General features: G+C 60.1%; 16 protein-coding genes. 9 read left to right on the top strand and 7 right to left on the bottom strand.

Annotated features, from left to right (window positions below):
- Window positions 1–128 precede the first annotated feature (128 nt).
- From AB8B31_RS19860 to AB8B31_RS19835, 6 genes are all read left to right on the top strand, one after another.
- Entirely contained in the window at window positions 129–1,106 is a 978-nt protein-coding gene (locus AB8B31_RS19860) for a LacI family DNA-binding transcriptional regulator (RefSeq protein WP_028734255.1), read from the top strand.
- Window positions 1,107–1,160: 54 nt separating this feature from the next.
- Window positions 1,161–2,399, top strand: coding sequence for an ABC transporter substrate-binding protein (locus tag AB8B31_RS19855; RefSeq protein WP_018448143.1), 1,239 nt, complete (start codon window positions 1,161–1,163; stop codon window positions 2,397–2,399).
- 74 nt (window positions 2,400–2,473) lie between these two features.
- The gene (locus AB8B31_RS19850) at window positions 2,474–3,391 is read left to right on the top strand and encodes a carbohydrate ABC transporter permease (RefSeq protein ID WP_028734256.1); all 918 of its coding nucleotides are present in this window, start codon (window positions 2,474–2,476) and stop codon (window positions 3,389–3,391) included.
- Window positions 3,388–4,251: a carbohydrate ABC transporter permease gene (locus tag AB8B31_RS19845; RefSeq protein ID WP_028734257.1), complete on the top strand. Its 864-nt coding sequence runs from the start codon at window positions 3,388–3,390 to the stop codon at window positions 4,249–4,251. Before AB8B31_RS19850 ends, AB8B31_RS19845 begins: the two co-directional genes overlap by 4 nt.
- A gap of 20 nt (window positions 4,252–4,271) precedes the next feature.
- Window positions 4,272–6,194: a glycoside hydrolase family 127 protein gene (locus AB8B31_RS19840; protein ID WP_028734258.1), complete on the top strand. Its 1,923-nt coding sequence runs from the start codon at window positions 4,272–4,274 to the stop codon at window positions 6,192–6,194.
- A 23-nt stretch (window positions 6,195–6,217) separates the two neighbouring features.
- Window positions 6,218–7,291, top strand: a complete 1,074-nt coding sequence (locus AB8B31_RS19835) for an ABC transporter ATP-binding protein (protein WP_028734259.1) — start codon at window positions 6,218–6,220, stop codon at window positions 7,289–7,291.
- Between the two features lie 56 nt (window positions 7,292–7,347).
- On the opposite strand, the gene dxr is transcribed toward AB8B31_RS19835, so the two are convergent.
- Window positions 7,348–8,538: a 1-deoxy-D-xylulose-5-phosphate reductoisomerase gene (gene dxr / locus AB8B31_RS19830; protein ID WP_018448138.1), complete on the bottom strand. Its 1,191-nt coding sequence runs from the start codon at window positions 8,536–8,538 to the stop codon at window positions 7,348–7,350.
- A 382-nt stretch (window positions 8,539–8,920) separates the two neighbouring features.
- Here dxr and AB8B31_RS19825 point away from each other — a divergent pair, with 382 nt between their 5' ends.
- Both AB8B31_RS19825 and AB8B31_RS19820 read left to right on the top strand, forming a co-directional pair.
- Window positions 8,921–9,571, top strand: coding sequence for a hypothetical protein (locus AB8B31_RS19825; protein ID WP_032998545.1), 651 nt, complete (start codon window positions 8,921–8,923; stop codon window positions 9,569–9,571).
- 63 nt (window positions 9,572–9,634) lie between these two features.
- The gene (locus AB8B31_RS19820) at window positions 9,635–9,925 is read left to right on the top strand and encodes a BON domain-containing protein (protein ID WP_028734261.1); all 291 of its coding nucleotides are present in this window, start codon (window positions 9,635–9,637) and stop codon (window positions 9,923–9,925) included.
- An 80-nt stretch (window positions 9,926–10,005) separates the two neighbouring features.
- Here AB8B31_RS19820 and AB8B31_RS19815 read toward each other — a convergent pair whose 3' ends face one another.
- Together AB8B31_RS19815 and AB8B31_RS19810 are read right to left on the bottom strand one after the other, a co-directional pair.
- A complete protein-coding gene (locus tag AB8B31_RS19815) occupies window positions 10,006–10,158 on the bottom strand; it encodes a hypothetical protein (RefSeq protein WP_018448135.1) in 153 nt (50 codons plus the stop codon).
- 118 nt (window positions 10,159–10,276) lie between these two features.
- Window positions 10,277–10,519, bottom strand: a complete 243-nt coding sequence (locus AB8B31_RS19810) for a hypothetical protein (protein ID WP_028734262.1) — start codon at window positions 10,517–10,519, stop codon at window positions 10,277–10,279.
- A gap of 146 nt (window positions 10,520–10,665) precedes the next feature.
- Here AB8B31_RS19810 and AB8B31_RS19805 point away from each other — a divergent pair, with 146 nt between their 5' ends.
- Window positions 10,666–11,184 carry a DUF2937 family protein gene (locus tag AB8B31_RS19805; protein WP_028734263.1) on the top strand — a complete coding sequence of 173 codons (519 nt, stop codon included), beginning with the start codon at window positions 10,666–10,668 and terminating at the stop codon, window positions 11,182–11,184.
- Between the two features lie 209 nt (window positions 11,185–11,393).
- Here the strand turns inward: AB8B31_RS19805 and eat are convergent, their stop codons facing one another.
- From eat to AB8B31_RS19785, 4 genes are all read right to left on the bottom strand, one after another.
- Window positions 11,394–12,758: an ethanolamine permease gene (eat, locus tag AB8B31_RS19800; RefSeq protein WP_018243818.1), complete on the bottom strand. Its 1,365-nt coding sequence runs from the start codon at window positions 12,756–12,758 to the stop codon at window positions 11,394–11,396.
- Between the two features lie 29 nt (window positions 12,759–12,787).
- Window positions 12,788–13,534, bottom strand: a complete 747-nt coding sequence (gene eutC, locus AB8B31_RS19795; protein WP_018243817.1) for an ethanolamine ammonia-lyase subunit EutC — start codon at window positions 13,532–13,534, stop codon at window positions 12,788–12,790.
- Window positions 13,531–14,967, bottom strand: coding sequence for an ethanolamine ammonia-lyase subunit EutB (locus tag AB8B31_RS19790; RefSeq protein WP_032998546.1), 1,437 nt, complete (start codon window positions 14,965–14,967; stop codon window positions 13,531–13,533). The genes eutC and AB8B31_RS19790 overlap by 4 nt, the downstream gene beginning before the upstream one ends.
- 712 nt (window positions 14,968–15,679) lie before the next feature.
- Complete coding sequence (locus AB8B31_RS19785; protein ID WP_028734265.1) at window positions 15,680–16,258, bottom strand: hypothetical protein; 579 nt, start codon at window positions 16,256–16,258, stop codon at window positions 15,680–15,682.
- Window positions 16,259–16,474 lie beyond the last annotated feature (216 nt).

Here is a 16,474-nt window from a genome sequence, read left to right as displayed (position 1 = left end):
TGGTGCCGCATGAGAAAACCTTTTCTCACTTGACATAGAGATTGGTAAAAGCTTTTCTCAGGTCACTTCAGAAGGAGGACGTTCTGAACATATCGGGAGGAAAAAGAGGCAGGATCACCATCCACGAGGTGGCGGCGGCTGCCGCGGTGAGCATCTCGACGGCGTCGAAAGCTCTCAATGATACCGGCCGGATGGGGTCGGAAACGCGCGAGCGGGTGAAACGGATCGCCGCCGAAATCGGATATCGGCCGAATGCGCTGGCGAGAGGTCTTCTCAGCAAACGCAGCTTCACTATCGGGCTGCTGACGAACGACACCTATGGCCGGTTCACGCTGCCTGTCATGGCGGGTATTTCCGACGCTCTCGTCGATCACGGCGTTTCGGTCTTCCTGTGCGCCATCGAAGACGATCCGGCGCTCGCTCAGATCCATGTCGACGCGATGCTCGACAAACAGGTCGACGGCATCATCGCGACAGGAAAACGTCTGGACAGACGTCTGCCTGTCGATCTGTCGAATTTGCATGTGCCTGTCGTCTACGCATTCACGGAGGGGACGCAGAACAGCGTTACCTTCCGGTCTGACGACGAACAGGGTGCGCGGCTGGCGGTGGAATGGCTGGTGAAGATCGGGCGGCGGCGGATTGCGCACATCACCGGTCCGGAGGACTTCTTCTCGGTGCGGGAGCGTGCCGGCGCCTATCACGAGGTCGCAGGTCACCGCGAGCCGGTGCTCTACGGCGTCTGGTCGGAAAACTGGGGCCATGAGGCGGTCGAACAGCTTTGGAAGAGACCGGGAGAAAAGCCGGACGCGCTCTTCTGCGGCAACGATCAGATCGCCCGGGGTGCTGTGGATGCGTTGCGCGAACGCGGCGTCAAGGTGCCGCAGGACGTCTCGGTGATCGGCTTCGACAATTGGGAGATTGTCGCTGCCCAGACGCGGCCGCCGCTGACAACGGTGGACATGGAACTGAAGGAGCTCGGGCGACAAGCCGGATTGACGGTGCTCGCGCTTGCGGAAGGACGGCCTGTCGAGCCGGGAGTGAGGAAATTGCCGTGCCGGCTGATCGTCCGGCAGTCATGCGGGGGGAAAGCCCCCACGGAATGAGAACACGTGAATGAGCAAAGGCGCGAGGAGATGCGCCATATCGGGAGGAGTGTCATGATCAAGCGTCTATTGGCGGCGACCAGCATCGCTACCCTATGTCTGGTGTCGGCCGCGTCGGCTGCCGAAAATGTCGAAATGTGGGTTCGCTCGGGGATCGGCGACGCCTTTAAGAAGGTTGTCGAAGCCTATAATTCCGGTCACGAGAGCAAGGTCGTGATGACCGAAGTGCCGTTCTCCGAGTTGGTGCAGAAATATGCGACGGCGATCGCCGGCGGACAGGCGCCAGACGCGCTGTCGATGGATCTCATCTATAACCCTGCCTTTGCTGCGGCCGGGCAGCTGGAAGACCTGACGGACTGGGCAAAATCCCTGCCCTATTTCAACTCGCTTTCGCCATCGCATGTTCGCCTCGGCACCTATCAGGACCGGATTTACGGCCTGCCGCTGTCGGTCGAAACCTCCGTCTTTGCCTGGAACAAGGATCTCTACAAGAAGGCCGGCCTCGACCCGGAAAAGGCACCGGCGAATTGGGACGAAATTACCGCCAATGCCGAGAAGATCCGGGCGCTGGGTGACGATACCTACGGTTTCTATTTCTCCGGCGGCGGCTGCGGCGGCTGCATGATCTTCACCTTCACGCCGCTCGTCTGGGGTGCGGGCGCCGATATCCTGTCGGCCGATAGCAAGACGGCGACGCTCGATACGCCCCAGATGCGCAAGGCCGTTGATATTTACCGCAACATGGTCAAGAAGGACCTCGTGCCGGCGGGAGCCGCCAGCGACAACGGCGCCAACTTCCTGACCTTCACCAACGGCAAGATCGGCCAGCAAAGCCTCGGCGCCTTTGCCATCGGCACGCTGGTGACCGAGCATCCCGATATCAACTTCGGCGTAACCCTCATTCCTGGCGTCGACGGGAAGCCTTCGTCCTTTGCCGGCGGCGACAACTTCGTGATCACCAAGGGCACGAAGAAGATCGACGCGGTGAAGGAGTTCCTCGAATATGTGTATTCGATGGATGGCCAGAAGATCATGGCGAAGTATGGCAGCCTGCCGACGCGCGGCGATATCGCCGATAAGGTGTTGGAAGGTCTCGATCCGCGCATGCAGGTCGGCCTGAAGGCGATCGGTGTCGCCAAGACACCCTATACGCTGCAGTTCAACGACTTGATCAACAGCGCCAACGGACCCTGGGCCAGCTTCACCAACGCCTCGATCTTCGGCGACGATGTCGACGGCGCGTTTTCGAGCGCCCAGTCGGAAATGCAATCGATCATCGATAGCGGCCAATAACTCTCTCCCGGCCGCGGCCGGGGAGCGGTGGCAGCTTCCCGGCCAATTCCACTCGACAGATGCGGAGCGTTTTGATGACCGGTTCCGGTTCAGAGATTCTATTGCCTCGGCGCAGGCGACGGCGCCGATCGAACTGGCGCGGCCTCGTCTACATCGTGCCGGCCATGGCGCTGGTCATCGTCTTCTTCATCATGCCGGTTCTCTTCACCGGATGGATGAGCCTTCACAACTGGCCGCTGATGGGGGCGTCCCGCTGGATCGGCTTCAACAATTATTTCCGCATGGCCAACGACACCCGCTTCATGACGGCGCTGAGTTTCACGGCCTATTACACCGTGATCGTCACTATCGCGATCTTCGCAATCGCCTTTCCGCTGGCAATCTTCGTCGAAAAGGAACGGCAGTTCGTCAGCGCCTACCGCACGATCATCTTCCTGCCCGTCGTGGTCGGCCTTGCCACAGCCTCCCTGCTTTGGGTCTGGCTCGCCAATGTCGATAGCGGCTTCATCGGCCCGGCCTTGAAGGCGCTCGGCCTTGTCGAAAAGAGCCCCAATCTTCTTGCGACCTTCGACACCGCCTTTCTGACGATCGTGGTGATGGTCGTCTGGAAGATCGCAGGCTTCACCATGATCATTCTTTTGACCGGGCTTCAGGCCATTCCGTCCGAGCTGACGGAGGCCGCCCGCATCGACGGCGCCGGCCGCTGGCAGCGGTTCAGGCATCTGACGCTGCCGCTGATGCGCAAGACGATTGCGCTGGCGCTGATCGTCTCCGTCACCGGTTCGATCCTCGCCTTCGACCAGTTCTACATCATGACCGCGGGCGGTCCGCAGAACAAGATGATCTCGGTAGTCTACTATATCTTCAACCAGTCCTTCGTTTCGTTCAATCTCGGTTATGGCGCAGCACTCTCGATCGTGCTTCTCGCCATCTTGGTCGCCATCAGCATCGTGCAGCTCTGGCTGCTTCGCGTTGGGGAGGAGCGTCCATGACCACCTCAAAGGAACGCCGCGCGCGCAAGGCCGTCCGAACAAAGTCGGCCTATCATCTGACCGGCATCACTATCTCGATCTTCTTTCTCGCCCCCTTCGTGATCACGCTGTTGTCGTCCTTCCGGCATGGCACGGAGGCCAGCCTGCCGCCCTTGCCGCCGTGGCCGACCTCAGGCGTCAGCATCGATTCCTACGCGCTGCTCGATACGTTCGGCGCCGGCATCTGGCGGCACATGATCAATTCGCTGTTCGTTTCGGTCGCCACCGTGGTGCTGACCGTCGCCGTCAGCCTGCTCGCCGGTTACGGCTTCTCGCGCTATCGATTCCCGCTGAAGAATGCGCTCTTCGTGCTGATCATCGCGACGCTGATGATCCCGTTCCAGTCGATCCTGACGCCGCTCTTCATCATCCTGGCAAAGCTCGGTCTCAACAATTCGCTGCTTGGGCTGACGCTCGTCTATGTGACGCTGCAGCTGCCCTTCTCGGTCTTCATGATGCGCAACGCCTTCGACGCCGTGCCGAAGGAGATCGAAGAGGCCGCACGCATCGACGGCGCGCGCGACCTCAGGCTTCTGGTCCGGGTTCTTCTGCCGCTGGTGCTTCCCGGCGTCGCGACGGTTGCGATCTTTGCCTTCCTCAATGCCTGGAACGAGTTTCTCGCCGCGCTCGTGCTGCTCTCCAGCAATGAGAAATACACCCTGCCGGTGCTGATGACGGCGGTTCGCGCCGGACGGCTCGGCGCCATCAACTGGGGAGCGGTCCAGGCCGGTGTCGTCGTCATGACGATCCCTTGCCTGATCGTCTTCCTGCTCCTGCAACGCTACTACATGCGCGGGCTGATGGCCGGCGCGGTGAAATGATCTTAGAGAAAGTGGAGCCCATGACCAAACCAAGCAACGACCGCCAGTTTCGTCCCGTCGCCGTTCCCGATGTGGAGCTCGGCGGGTTCTGGGGCAAATGGCAGGACGCCGTCTGCAATTCCACCGCCGAGACCCTGCTCGACCGCTGCGTCGAGGCAGGCATGCTCAAGGCGATCGATGTCGATCAGCCGAGCCCCGGGGTCGTCATTCCCATTCAGCTATGGGGCGGGACGACGCAGATGTTCTGGGATTCCGACCTCGGCAAGTCGATCGAGACCATCGCCTATTCGCTCTATCGCCGGCCGAATCCGAAGCTGGAAGCGCGCGCCGACGAGATCATCGATATGTATGAGAAGCTGCAGGATGAGGACGGCTATCTGAACGCCTGGTTCCAGCGTGTGGAACCGAGCCGCCGCTGGACCAACCTGCGCGACCATCACGAGCTCTATTGCGCCGGCCACCTGATGGAAGCCGCGGTCGCCTATTATCAGGCGACCGGCAAACGCAAGCTGCTCGACATCATGTGCCGCTATGCCGATTACATGATCAAGATTTTCGGTCATGGCGAAGGCCAGATATCAGGCTATTGCGGCCACGAGGAAGTCGAGCTCGCGCTGGTCAAGCTCGCCCGCGTGACCGGCGAGAAGAAATATCTCGACCTGTCGAAATACTTCATCGACGAACGCGGCACCGAACCGCATTTCTTCACGGCGGAAGCAAGCCGGGACGGCCGCGATGTCTCCCAGTACCACCAGAAGACCTATGAATATGCGCAGGCGCACCAGCCGGTGCGCGCGCAGACAAAGGTCGTCGGCCACGCGGTACGCGCCATGTACCTCTATTCGGGCATGGCCGACATCGCCACCGAATACAAGGACGACAGCCTGACAGCAGCGCTGGAAACGCTCTGGGACGATCTGACGACCAAGCAGATGTACATCACCGGCGGCATCGGGCCGGCGGCCTCCAACGAAGGCTTTACCGATTACTTCGATCTGCCGAACGATACCGCTTATGCGGAGACCTGCGCCTCGGTCGGGCTGGTGTTCTGGGCGAGCCGCATGCTCGGACGAGGTCCGGATCGGCGCTATGCCGACATCATGGAACAGGCGCTTTACAACGGCGCGCTGCCCGGGCTTTCCACAGACGGCAAGACGTTCTTCTATGACAACCCGCTTGAAAGTGCCGGCAAACATCACCGGTGGAAATGGCACCATTGCCCCTGCTGCCCGCCCAACATCGCCCGACTGGTGACCTCGATCGGCTCCTACATGTACGCCGTTTCGGACAATGAGATCGCCGTGCACCTCTATGGCGAGAGCACCGCGCGACTGAAGCTGGCCAATGGCGCCGAGGTGGAGCTCGAGCAGACCACCAACTACCCGTGGGACGGTGCGATCGCCTTTACCACCAGGCTGGAGAAGCCGGCGAGGTTTGCGCTGTCGCTGCGTATTCCGGACTGGGCCGATGGTGCAACCCTCAGCGTCAACGGAGAGATGCTCGATCTCAACGCCAATCTCCGGGACGGATATGCCTGGATCGATCGCGACTGGGCCGCGGGCGATCGTGTCGCCCTCTACCTGCCGCTGGCGCTTCGCCCGCAATATGCCAACCCGAAGGTGCGCCAGGATGCCGGCCGCGTCGCCTTGATGCGCGGCCCGCTCGTCTATTGCGTCGAAACCACGGACAATGGCGAAGACCTCAATGCCATCGTCCTCCCCCGTGAGCTCTCCACAGCCGAAACCGTCGTGCTGAAGGATCTGAATGATGCCGTCGCCCTCGATCTCAGGGTCGAGCGCGAGGAAACGTCGAACTGGGGAACTCCGCTCTACCGCAAGGCGCCGGCCGAAAGGCAGGTCGCCACCGCACGTTTCGTGCCCTATCATCTCTGGGACAACCGCGCGCCCGGAGAGATGCTCGTCTGGGTCCAGTCGGACAAGTAGGTCTTTTGGGGATGACGAACGGTATGGCTAACAAGAGCGTCGTGCTCCAGGACGTGCGAAAAAGCTATGGCAATCTGCAGGTGGTCCACGGGATAGACCTGACGATCGCGGAGGGTGAATTCGTCGTCTTCGTCGGCCCTTCCGGCTGCGGAAAATCGACGCTTCTTCGCATGATCGCCGGCCTGGAAGACGTGACCGACGGGGAGGTCGAGATCAAGGGGCGTATCGTCACCGATCTCGATCCATCCGAGCGCGGCATCGCCATGGTCTTCCAGTCCTACGCGCTCTATCCGCATATGAGCGTGCGCGACAACCTGGCCTTTGGATTGAAGATGGCGCGCACCAATGCTGCGGAGATAGAGACGCGCGTCAAAGCCGCCTCCTCAATCCTGAAGATCGACCATCTTCTCGACCGGCGGCCGGGACAGCTTTCCGGCGGCCAGCGGCAACGTGTGGCGATCGGCCGGGCGATCGTGCGCAAGCCCGATGTCTTCCTGTTCGACGAACCGCTGTCGAATCTCGATGCCGAACTGCGCGTTTCGATGCGCATCGAGATCGCCCGCCTCCACCGCGAACTCGGCAACACGATGATCTATGTCACGCACGACCAGACCGAGGCGATGACGCTCGCCGACAAGATTGTGGTACTGCGCGACGGCCGCGTCGAACAGGCGGGAACGCCGCGGGAAATCTACGAGAATCCCTCGAATACCTTCGTGGCGGGCTTCATCGGCTCGCCCCGGATGAACCTTTTGAATGCCCGCTGGGGTGAGGGAGGCCTGGTCGAAGTCGCCGGTCGGCGTATCGAAAGCGGCCTGCCGCCGGCGGACAGGCCGGTTGGTGTCGCGGTGACGCTCGGTCTGCGGCCGGAGCATCTGAAGGTGGCATCCGATCTATCGGGCAGCCTGACGGCCAAGGTCGATTTCTCAGAATATCTCGGGGGAACGCAATATCTCTATTGCCAGCTTGCCGATGGCCAGTCGCTCACCGTCGAGCATCGGTCACCGATCAGTATCGCGGCGGGCGAGCAGGTGAGCCTGCTGTTTGAACCGTCGGATTGCCGGTTGTTCGACGAGAGCGGGAACCGGTTGCGCTAATGGCGGTCGTCGGGATCACAGGCGGGCGACCACTCGGCGATCGGCCCGTCTGATCTTCACTCGGCGATCGCCAGTGTCATGAGCTCCGCCGCCCTTTGCCGAGCCTCCCTGTCGGCGGCGAAGACATCGTCCATGCCGGCAGCCGGCGGCAGGCCGGCCAGATCGTCCATGACCCTCTCGGTGACCTCGGCCATGGCGAGGAAGGACAGCCGCCCTTCGATGAAGGCTTCGAGCGCCACTTCCTTGGCGCCGTTCAACACCGCGCCCTGAACGCCGCCGCGCATCATCGCCAGGCGTGCGAGCCGCAACGCCGGAAACCGCACCTCATCCGGCGCCTCGAAATCCAACCTGGCGAGCTTGGCGAAATCCAGCCGCTCGACCGGCAGGTTCGGCCGGCGCGGAAAGGACAGGGCATAACCGATGGCGGTGCGCATATCGGGCGCGCCGAGCTGCGCCAGCACCGACCCATCGGTATAGCCGACCATGGAATGGATGATCGATTGCGGATGGAAGATGACTTCGATCTGTTCGGGTCTCAGACCGAAAAGGTGCCGGGCTTCGATCATCTCCAGCGCCTTGTTGAACATCGAGGCGCTGTCGATCGAGATCTTCAATCCCATCGACCAGTTCGGATGGGCGCGTGCGGTTTCCACCGTCACATCAGCCATGTCACGCAGCGAGGCGGTGCGGAAGGGACCGCCCGACGCCGTCAGGATGACCCGCTCGATGGCGTGACGCTGGTTCTCTTCCAGCACCTGGAAGATGGCGTTGTGCTCGCTATCGACAGGAAGCAGCTTGCCGCCGCCTTCGCGGATCGCTGCGATGAACAGATCGCCGGCCGATACCAGGCATTCCTTATTGGCAAGAGCGATATCGGCGCCGCGGCGCGCGGCGGCAAGGGTCGGCGCCAGGCCCGCGGTGCCGACGATTGCCGCCATCACCCAGTCGACTTCGCGGTCGGCGGCTTCCATCAGGCCGGATTTTCCCGAGGCGACCTCGATGCCGCTGCCGGAAAGTTCGCTCTTCAGTGATTCGTAATGCCGGTCGTTTGCCGTCACCGCCAGCCGCGCACCCGAGGATTTCGCCTGCCGGGCCAGCAATTCGACATTGCCGCTGCCGGTCAGCACGGAGATTTCGAAGTTCTCCCGTCCGCCCAGATGATCGACGACATTGAGTGTATTCTGGCCGATCGAACCCGTCGAACCGAAGATGCTGAGGCGCCGCGGCGCGCTTTTGCCGGTCATCATGTGGAATTTCGCGAAAATTTCTCTCGTAGGCTCAGGCTCTACTAGGCTTTGGAGGGGGCGGCAAGTGTGCGGTGCAGCAGATTTCAACCCTTAAGGGGTTTACAGAACGGCGGTTGGATGTGATCCTTATAACATTGCTTGAGGAATCGCGGTTCCGCTGCGGCTGGTTTCGGTCGCATGGGCAATTCGGGGCGCTAAGGCGTCTATTGAAGAACAGGCACTCAGTGCCGCCGGCTTTCCGAGCCAACCATTAAATCGAGGATGAAACCGGGATGAGCGGCTTGGCCGTGATCCCTGATCGCGTTCGCTGCGAGCGCTTCATGTGTGCTGCTGCTTCGGTTTCGGAGCCGCGGCCCCGTGTCAGGCAAAATGTTCTTACTTCATGACGACATCCAAAATAGCATGCATTCTATTCGCCATCCTGCCCTCGCTCACCACCGCGGCGCGGGCGGACGACCTGCTGATCTGGTCGCCGACCAAGCTTTCGGACCGGTCCTACAAGGCGACGATGGGGTTTCGCCTGCCGGCGGAATGGGAAACGAGCGCTGGCGCCGACATCGCGCTTGCCTCGACCAAGGGCGGGGCGCCACTGCCCGATTCCGAACAGGCAATGCTTTGGGGCAGGATCACCAGGACGAACGTCACCCCGGCAAGCCAGTCACAGCAGGGCGCGAGCGTCAGCGTCGATATGCTGCGCGGCAGCGGCGCGCTGACCCTCAGCCGCTCGCGTAGCTGGATCCTGTCCGATTCGCTCGACATGCAATCGAGCCGGTCCATCAGCGTTCAATTTGACGCGGTCGATGCCCGGCAGGCTTCTGTGACGGCATCCCAAGCGCTGAAACTGATCCATCCCTGGACGGGAACCTCGCTTTCGGCAGGCACAGGCGTCAGCAATGCCAGCGGCGACTTCTCAAGTACGGTGGCGGTCAGCCAGACCATCCTGCCGAACCTCAACCTCGATGCGTCGATGAACAATCCATTTTCGGGGGGTGAGGCTGGCAGCGTCAATCTCCGCTATCGCGTTAACTGGTAGCGGTGCTGAAACCAAACTCTGTCGAAGGGCGTTTCCTCCGCAGGTTTCACGGAGGAATGGATCATGGTTTTCAAGGAGCAGACATTTCACGGGCTCGAACCCGAGATGGAAGCCGAAATCGCCAATCGCGCATCGGTCGAGGCGGCCGTTGCCAATGCGCTGGCGATCGCCGGTGGCATCGATGCGTCTGATGTCGAAGTGACGATGGAGAACGACCAGATCGTGTTGAGCGGCACAGTCGGCACGGTGGGCGAAATCGAACGGGCAACCGCGGTCGCCAAGGCCGTCGAGGGCGTGCATGCGGTGCAGAACCGGATTCTGCTTGGCGGATCTTCGCTTGACGATACGCATTGACCAGACGGCGGGCTGCTCCGGGTGCAGACCTGCCGGACGAGGAATAGCACGTCTTCGCCTATAAGCCGGCGCTCAGCTGATCAACCGGCGAAGCGTTCGACAAGGAAGGACGAGCCGGCCAGACGATCGGTTTTCTGCATGGCGCCCGAACTCTGCGGCTGATAGGCGATGGCAAGCAGCACGACGCTGACGGCGACATAAGAGATGGCCAAAAGAATCATCTTGATACGCATGATGAATACTCCCGTTTCACAATAAACGCGGCTGATATTGCGAAGTTCCTCATCGGCGAGATCAGATGAGAAAAGCCCGACTGAAGGATCAGCCGGGCTTTTTCTGCATGGATTTGCCTTATCGGCAGATTCGGGTTTCCTTGACGACCGTATGGCCGTGACGGCGGATTTTTTCCGTCTTGGTGAAGCAGTCCTGGGAGACGTGACGCGGCCGCATGTGATGGCGGTAATAGGGCCGTTCCGCATGACGGTAAGTGGGGCGCGCATCATCCGTGGTGATGGTCACACTTGCCGCATGGGACGGCATTGCGGAAAAGATGGACGCTGCAGTGAGCGTGCAGGCAAGGATAATCTGCTTCATGACAAGCCTCTCTTTCTGAGTTGGTCACGGCATCAACTCGCTGGAAGCACAGTCGGTTCAATCACATAGAGTTACCGATTGTGACGGAGGCAGAAACCTTTGACGCGCCGGATCGTTAGCGCAGGGGATAGCCGGAGGCATCATTCATGGGACCGATTGCAAGGATCATCACCGTCGTCGCCGGGCTTGCCGGCGGCACGGTGTTTTCGCAGGCGCCGGAATTTGCGCAGCAATACCGCCAGCGGATCGGCGGGGCGATCGACGAATTGCGAGTCATCGTCGAGGATTTCAATGCCCAGGCGGCCGAACACCATCTCGATCGCCAGCAGGCGCTGAACGCCTATGCGCAATCATCCGACGATTTCCTGCGCGACCGTGGTGTTTCGATGCAAAGCACGATCTCACGCTACGAAACGCTACTGTCGCAGCAACTCCACCTCGGCACCGCCGCACCCGTCGCCAAGCCTTTCGTGCTGCTGCAAGACGCAGATGACGTCGTTTTCGCCAATACCTGGCGCGACTTCGTGCCCGGCGTCCCCGTCAGCTTTGCGGGTCTCGTCTGGGGAGCGATCGGTTTTATCGGTGGCTGGATCGTGGCGGCGCTGCTGGGATTGGGCGCGCGGCGGGCCGTGAGGACGCGACGGGTCCATCGTCAGGTGCGGTAAACCCACGACGGCGAACGCGACCTGATGCACGGAAGATCGAATAGCCTCGAGCTTGTCTCGAGGAGGAATTTAAGAACTTTGCGGAACGTGATGGTAAGGCCATCCGGGCTTTGCGCTCGAATTCCCCCGCCAAACTCGGCGGGGGTCGTTGATGTCGATGGAACCGGTTCGTCCGATTGCCTGCTGGATGATCGAGCCAGAGAGCCTTGTTACGCGGAAGCTGCCGCTTCCTTGGCGACGCCGCCTGACAGCAAGCGCCAGATACCGAACGCCACCGCGCCCATCGCCAGGAAGATCAAAAAGATCAGGAAGTTGTAGTAGATCATCGCCGCCAGCGCGACGAGTGCAAGCCCAAGGGCAATGGCCGGGACAACCGGATAGCCCCATGCCTTAAACGGTCGGGCAAGCTCGGGCTCGGTCCGACGAAGTTTGAACAGCGATGCCATGGAGACGATGTACATGATGATCGCGCCAAACACCGACATCGTGACGATATTGGCAGTCAGCGGCAAGCCGCCGATCTGGATCAGGTTGTCGGAGAAGATCGCGGCAATGCCGACAACGCCCCCCGCGAGGATAGCAAGATATGGCGTGCGGAATTTCGGATGGATCTTCGCGAGAACTTCCGGCAGGTAGCCTGCGCGGCCCAACGCGAAAATCTGCCTGGAATAGCCCATGATGATGCCATGGAACGATGCGATCAGGCCGAACAGACCGATCCAGACCAGCATATGCAGCCAGCCGGAGGATTCTCCGACGACAGCCTTCATCGCCTGCGGCAACGGATCGTTGATGTTGGACAGCGTGCGCCAGTCGCCAACGCCTCCTGCGAAGATCATCGTGCCGAAAGCCAGGAATACGAGAGTGAGAATACCTGCGATATAGGCGATCGGCACGGTACGGGTGGGGTTCTTGGTTTCCTCGGCAGCCATTGCCGCGCCTTCGATCGCCAGGAAAAACCAGATGGCAAATGGAATGGCGGCAAAGATGCCTCCAATGGCGCCGACCGAGAATTCGGGGGCGCCAGCCCAGCCATTGGCCGCGAAGTTGGCGACGGAGAAGCCGGGCAGAACGACACCCATAAAGACCAGGAGTTCAATAATGGCGAGGATGGTAATGAAGAGCTCGAATGTCGCAGCGATGGTGACGCCGACAATATTAAGCGCCATGAAGACGATATAGGCGCCGACGGCCGCCATTTTCGGATCAAGCCCTGGGAACTGCACATTGAGATAGGCGCCGATGGCAAGCGCGATGGCCGGAGGGGCGAAGACGAATTCCACCAGTGTCGCAAAACCCGCAACGAAGCCGCCGAGCGGGCCGAAGGCCCTGAGCGCGTACGCAAACGGTCCGCCGGCATGGGGAATAGCCGTCGTCAACTCGGTGAAGGAGAAAATGAAGGTGGTATACATGACGGCAATCAGGATCGTGGTGATCAAAAAGCCGAGTGTGCCGGCGGCCGCCCAGCCATAGCTCCAGCCGAAATATTCGCCCGAGATGACGAGGCCGACTGCAAGTCCCCATAAATGCAGCCCGGTCAGGCTCTTGGCGAGCGTCGGTTGAGAATTTGACATGATTGTTCCCCTTTTTTGTAGATTGAACTTTATGTTTCTTGGTGTGGCAGCGCTTCTATGGCGCCTTCGGCATTTTCCTTGAGATCGACACCGGTCAGCTGCAAGCGAAGCGCCTCCCGGACGATCCAAACGATCTTGTCCGCTGCGATCTCGTAGCTGAGCCCGTCGGCATGAATATTTGAAATACAGTTGCGCTCGCTGTCCCGCCGTCCCGATTGCGGTCGGAACGTGATGTAGGCGCCGAGACTGTCAGGCACGCTTAGTCCCGGCCTCTCGCCGATCAGCACGATGGCGACTTCCGCACCAAACGCCGCCGCCGCCTCATCACCAAATGCCACCCGCGCTTGCTCGCCCAATATCACCGGGGCGACGCTGAAGCCTCCGAGACGCTTCATGCAGGCCTTAAACAACGGCACTGCGTGGTGCTCGACCGCCGAGGCCGAAAGCCCGTCTGCAATGATGAAGGCGATATCATAACGATCGCCTGGGTTCGGGAGATCGTCTGCGTTGGTCTGGCGGCCGAGATCCGGGCGCGCCAGATAGATCGTACGGTCCTTGGCGCGAGACCGAATCCGGACCGTCGGCACGGGCGCAAGCTGTTTGGCAAGGGCGACAAAATCCACGTGCCCATGTACGGCATCCCGCGCCCGGGCATGGGCAAGCTGGAAGTCGAGAATTGCCGATGTCGGCAAGGCGTCGCCGGCTCTTCCAAGCCCAATCCGGGCGCGTGTGGCGTTGCGGAACCGTGCAAACGGATCTCGTTCGAAGGGACTCATGCCGATGCCCTGTAGCTCAAGAGATTGCGAGAAAAGGCGCCCGAGGCGCTGGCCGGCGCAAGACGACCCGCGTGATCAAGCATGCCCATGCGATGAAGCCAGGCTTCGAATTCCGGAGCGGGCGGACGATTGAACTGGTGCCTGAGGCCGACAATATCGTGGTAGGAAAGGCTCTGATAATTGAGCATGACGTCGTCGGCGCCGGGCACCGCGATGAGGAAGCTGACGCCCGCGACAGTCAGCAACACCATCAGATTGTCCATATCGTCCTGGTCGGCTTCCGCATGGTTCGTGTAGCAAACGTCGACCCCCATCGGCACGCCAAGCAGTTTGGCGCAGAAATGATCTTCGAGCCCGGCGCGGATAATTTGTTTGGCGTCGAAGAGATATTCGGGGCCAATGAAGCCAACCACCGTATTGACGAGCAACGGATTGAGTTCACGTGCAACGGCATAGGCCCGCGTCTCGACCGTCTGTTCGTCGACACCATGATGGGCGTCGGCCGAGAGAGCGCTGCCCTGGCCGGTCTCCAGATACATGACATTGTTTCCGACCGTGCCGCGTTTCATGGAAAGTGCTGCCTGCTGGCCTTCCCTGAGGATGGCGAGGTCGACGCCGAAACCCTTGTTGGCGGCTTCCGAGCCGGCGATTGACTGGAACACCAGATCGAGCGGCGCTCCAGCCTCGATCGCCTTGATTGACGTGGTGACATGGGTCAACACGCAGGATTGGGTCGGGATATCGAACCGTTCGCGCAGCCGGTCGAAAAGAACCATCAATCTTGTGCAGGCCTCGAGATTGTCGGTCGCCGGGTTGATGCCGATGACCGCATCGCCGATCCCGTAGAGAAGTCCGTCGAGCGTCGAGCCGGCAACGCCTTCAGGATCATCAGTGGGATGATTGGGCTGAAGACGGCTCGATAGTCGGCCGGGCAGACCGATCGTGGAGCGAAAGGCGGTGACCACCTTACATTTGCCGGCGACGGTGATCAGATCATGGTTGCGCATGATCTTGGAGACCGCCGCGACCATTTCGGGGGTGAGGCCTGGTGCAATGGCAAGCAGTTTTTCGGCGGTCGCGTCATAAGAGAGAAGCCAATCGCGAAACTCACCGACCGTCATATGAGATACCGGCGCGAATGCCATCCCATCATGGCGGTCGACGATCAGTCGACTGACCTCGTCGACCTCGTATGGGATGACGAGATCCTCCAGGAAAGTCTTGAGAGGCATATCCGCGAGCAGGTAACGGGCGGCCACGCGCCGCTCATTGCTTGACGCTGCGATCCCGGCCAGCACGTCACCTGATTTCAGCGGCGAAGCGCAAGCCAATACTGATTTCAGATCCTGAAAGACATGGCGTTCGCGTCCTAGAACGATCGAATATGTTGTCATCTGCTCCTGGCCGTCGATCAGCCTATCCTCAATGCCCATCCACCTTTTATGGGCATTCGCCGGCTTCCGCCGAGCATGTTTTTGCTCGGCCCCATATCCAGCAACGCAAGATGCGTGCCATTTAATGGGCTAACGTACGAAGGCAACCGTTCCAAAGGCTCTGCATGGCGGGCTATGACCGCTTACGCAGCTCGGCTCTCGCAGCGACTGTTTTCAATTTAGGGTGGTTGTATCCACATTACGATAACATGCTCCGATATGCGCACATTTGCGCCCGGCTCAACGCTGATTGCGAAAATATTCGTTGATCGTGCTGATCCGTGGTTCTGGCACGAGGTGCTTGTTCGGTGGGGCAGTCTGTGCTGAGACGCGATCGTCAATTTTGAGCGAACTGACCGTGGATCGACGCCGATGTCGAAAAACTAGCCAGTTGAATGAGTCCAGTCGATCGCCAATCCCTTGCCCAAGAGTTCGGGCGTTTCGCGAAGACCGGCTATAAGATCGTGAACCGTAACCGCCATGAGGGTGCGGATCCAATTGGCTTTATCGGCAGCTGGGCGGGCCGTGGCAGCGCTTCTGGCGAAGGCTGAGCGCATCGCCGTCAGCCTTAGAGGCGCCGCTAAGTCGATATCCAAGTTCAAGGAGTGCTTCGGAAAACCCGATCCGGATTCCGCTGCCGCGGCGTCTCCAGGCCAACCCAAGTGAGAACCACCGACATATCGCGCTCCCCCATTTCATAATGCGAAGATGCTTATTTCTTTGATGAAATATTGGCCCTCGCGTATGGCCCGCGCATTGGTTCCCGCACGGCTGATATGTTGAGGTCCTTTCTTATGATTGCGCATAGTTCGATGGCGGCCACGTTTTCTGGATTGAGCAACGTATGCATCTCGGCTCTGCTTACTTTCAGATCCTCGGTAACTACCTGGAACATATCTCCGATTTCCATCCTCGGAATCGGTTCGCGATACTTTCCATCCTCATATGCATCAAGCTGAGCCTCTTGATACTTCCGATAGGCCTCATTCACGCTGCGAACAGACAGCGCTTCGGAAGAGATATCATTGTGAACGAACTCGATGCATCCTCGCGGATAGTGATCGCCCAGAGCATCAATGACATCGCCTGCCGTCTTCAGCACCTCAATCGCAGAAGCGTCGCTCGCACGCGAGAGTGCGGCGTGTCCGTATTTTCGAAGCATGTCGTCCGCGGCTTTCAACGCGGCCTCCTCGTCTCCTGCCTGAAACTTCGCGTTTATCTCCTTCGCTTCATCCATATGATCTGAGAAAATCGCGTGAAGAAAAGGGTTGGTGCTTGCGAGGTCATTCATCAACTCCTCGACCGATCCCGGCCTTACATCTTGAGCGATTACTCCTGAGGCGAGAAACCCAACCCCCGCGCATAGCGATAAGAAATTTTTCAAACTCGTCCCCACTTTGCACGTCGCCAGAAGACCTATCAGTCCATCGTGACGCCGCCGGCGTCAATGTGGCTACGCGTCATGCCAAATTCGTCGGCAAGGTCGCCCAACGCTTCCTCTACGTCA

It is taken from the genome of Rhizobium sp. 62_C5_N11_2, assembly GCF_051811185.1.
GTDB classification, from domain to species: Bacteria; Pseudomonadota; Alphaproteobacteria; order Rhizobiales; family Rhizobiaceae; genus Rhizobium; species Rhizobium leguminosarum.
This window is presented reverse-complemented; position numbering and strand designations above follow the sequence as displayed.

Coding starts and splice junctions, on each gene's coding strand:
- AB8B31_RS19790 (WP_032998546.1), bottom strand. CDS start 14,967: ATGGGCATTGAGGATAGGCTGATCGACGGCCAGGAGCAGATGACAACA.
- AB8B31_RS19820 (WP_028734261.1), top strand. CDS start 9,635: ATGGTTTTCAAGGAGCAGACATTTCACGGGCTCGAACCCGAGATGGAA.
- AB8B31_RS19850 (WP_028734256.1), top strand. CDS start 2,474: ATGACCGGTTCCGGTTCAGAGATTCTATTGCCTCGGCGCAGGCGACGG.
- AB8B31_RS19840 (WP_028734258.1), top strand. CDS start 4,272: ATGACCAAACCAAGCAACGACCGCCAGTTTCGTCCCGTCGCCGTTCCC.
- AB8B31_RS19855 (WP_018448143.1), top strand. CDS start 1,161: ATGATCAAGCGTCTATTGGCGGCGACCAGCATCGCTACCCTATGTCTG.
- AB8B31_RS19815 (WP_018448135.1), bottom strand. CDS start 10,158: ATGCGTATCAAGATGATTCTTTTGGCCATCTCTTATGTCGCCGTCAGC.
- AB8B31_RS19825 (WP_032998545.1), top strand. CDS start 8,921: ATGACGACATCCAAAATAGCATGCATTCTATTCGCCATCCTGCCCTCG.
- AB8B31_RS19835 (WP_028734259.1), top strand. CDS start 6,218: ATGGCTAACAAGAGCGTCGTGCTCCAGGACGTGCGAAAAAGCTATGGC.
- eat (WP_018243818.1), bottom strand. CDS start 12,758: ATGTCAAATTCTCAACCGACGCTCGCCAAGAGCCTGACCGGGCTGCAT.
- AB8B31_RS19845 (WP_028734257.1), top strand. CDS start 3,388: ATGACCACCTCAAAGGAACGCCGCGCGCGCAAGGCCGTCCGAACAAAG.
- AB8B31_RS19810 (WP_028734262.1), bottom strand. CDS start 10,519: ATGAAGCAGATTATCCTTGCCTGCACGCTCACTGCAGCGTCCATCTTT.
- dxr (WP_018448138.1), bottom strand. CDS start 8,538: ATGATGACCGGCAAAAGCGCGCCGCGGCGCCTCAGCATCTTCGGTTCG.
- eutC (WP_018243817.1), bottom strand. CDS start 13,534: ATGAGTCCCTTCGAACGAGATCCGTTTGCACGGTTCCGCAACGCCACA.
- AB8B31_RS19785 (WP_028734265.1), bottom strand. CDS start 16,258: ATGAATGACCTCGCAAGCACCAACCCTTTTCTTCACGCGATTTTCTCA.
- AB8B31_RS19805 (WP_028734263.1), top strand. CDS start 10,666: ATGGGACCGATTGCAAGGATCATCACCGTCGTCGCCGGGCTTGCCGGC.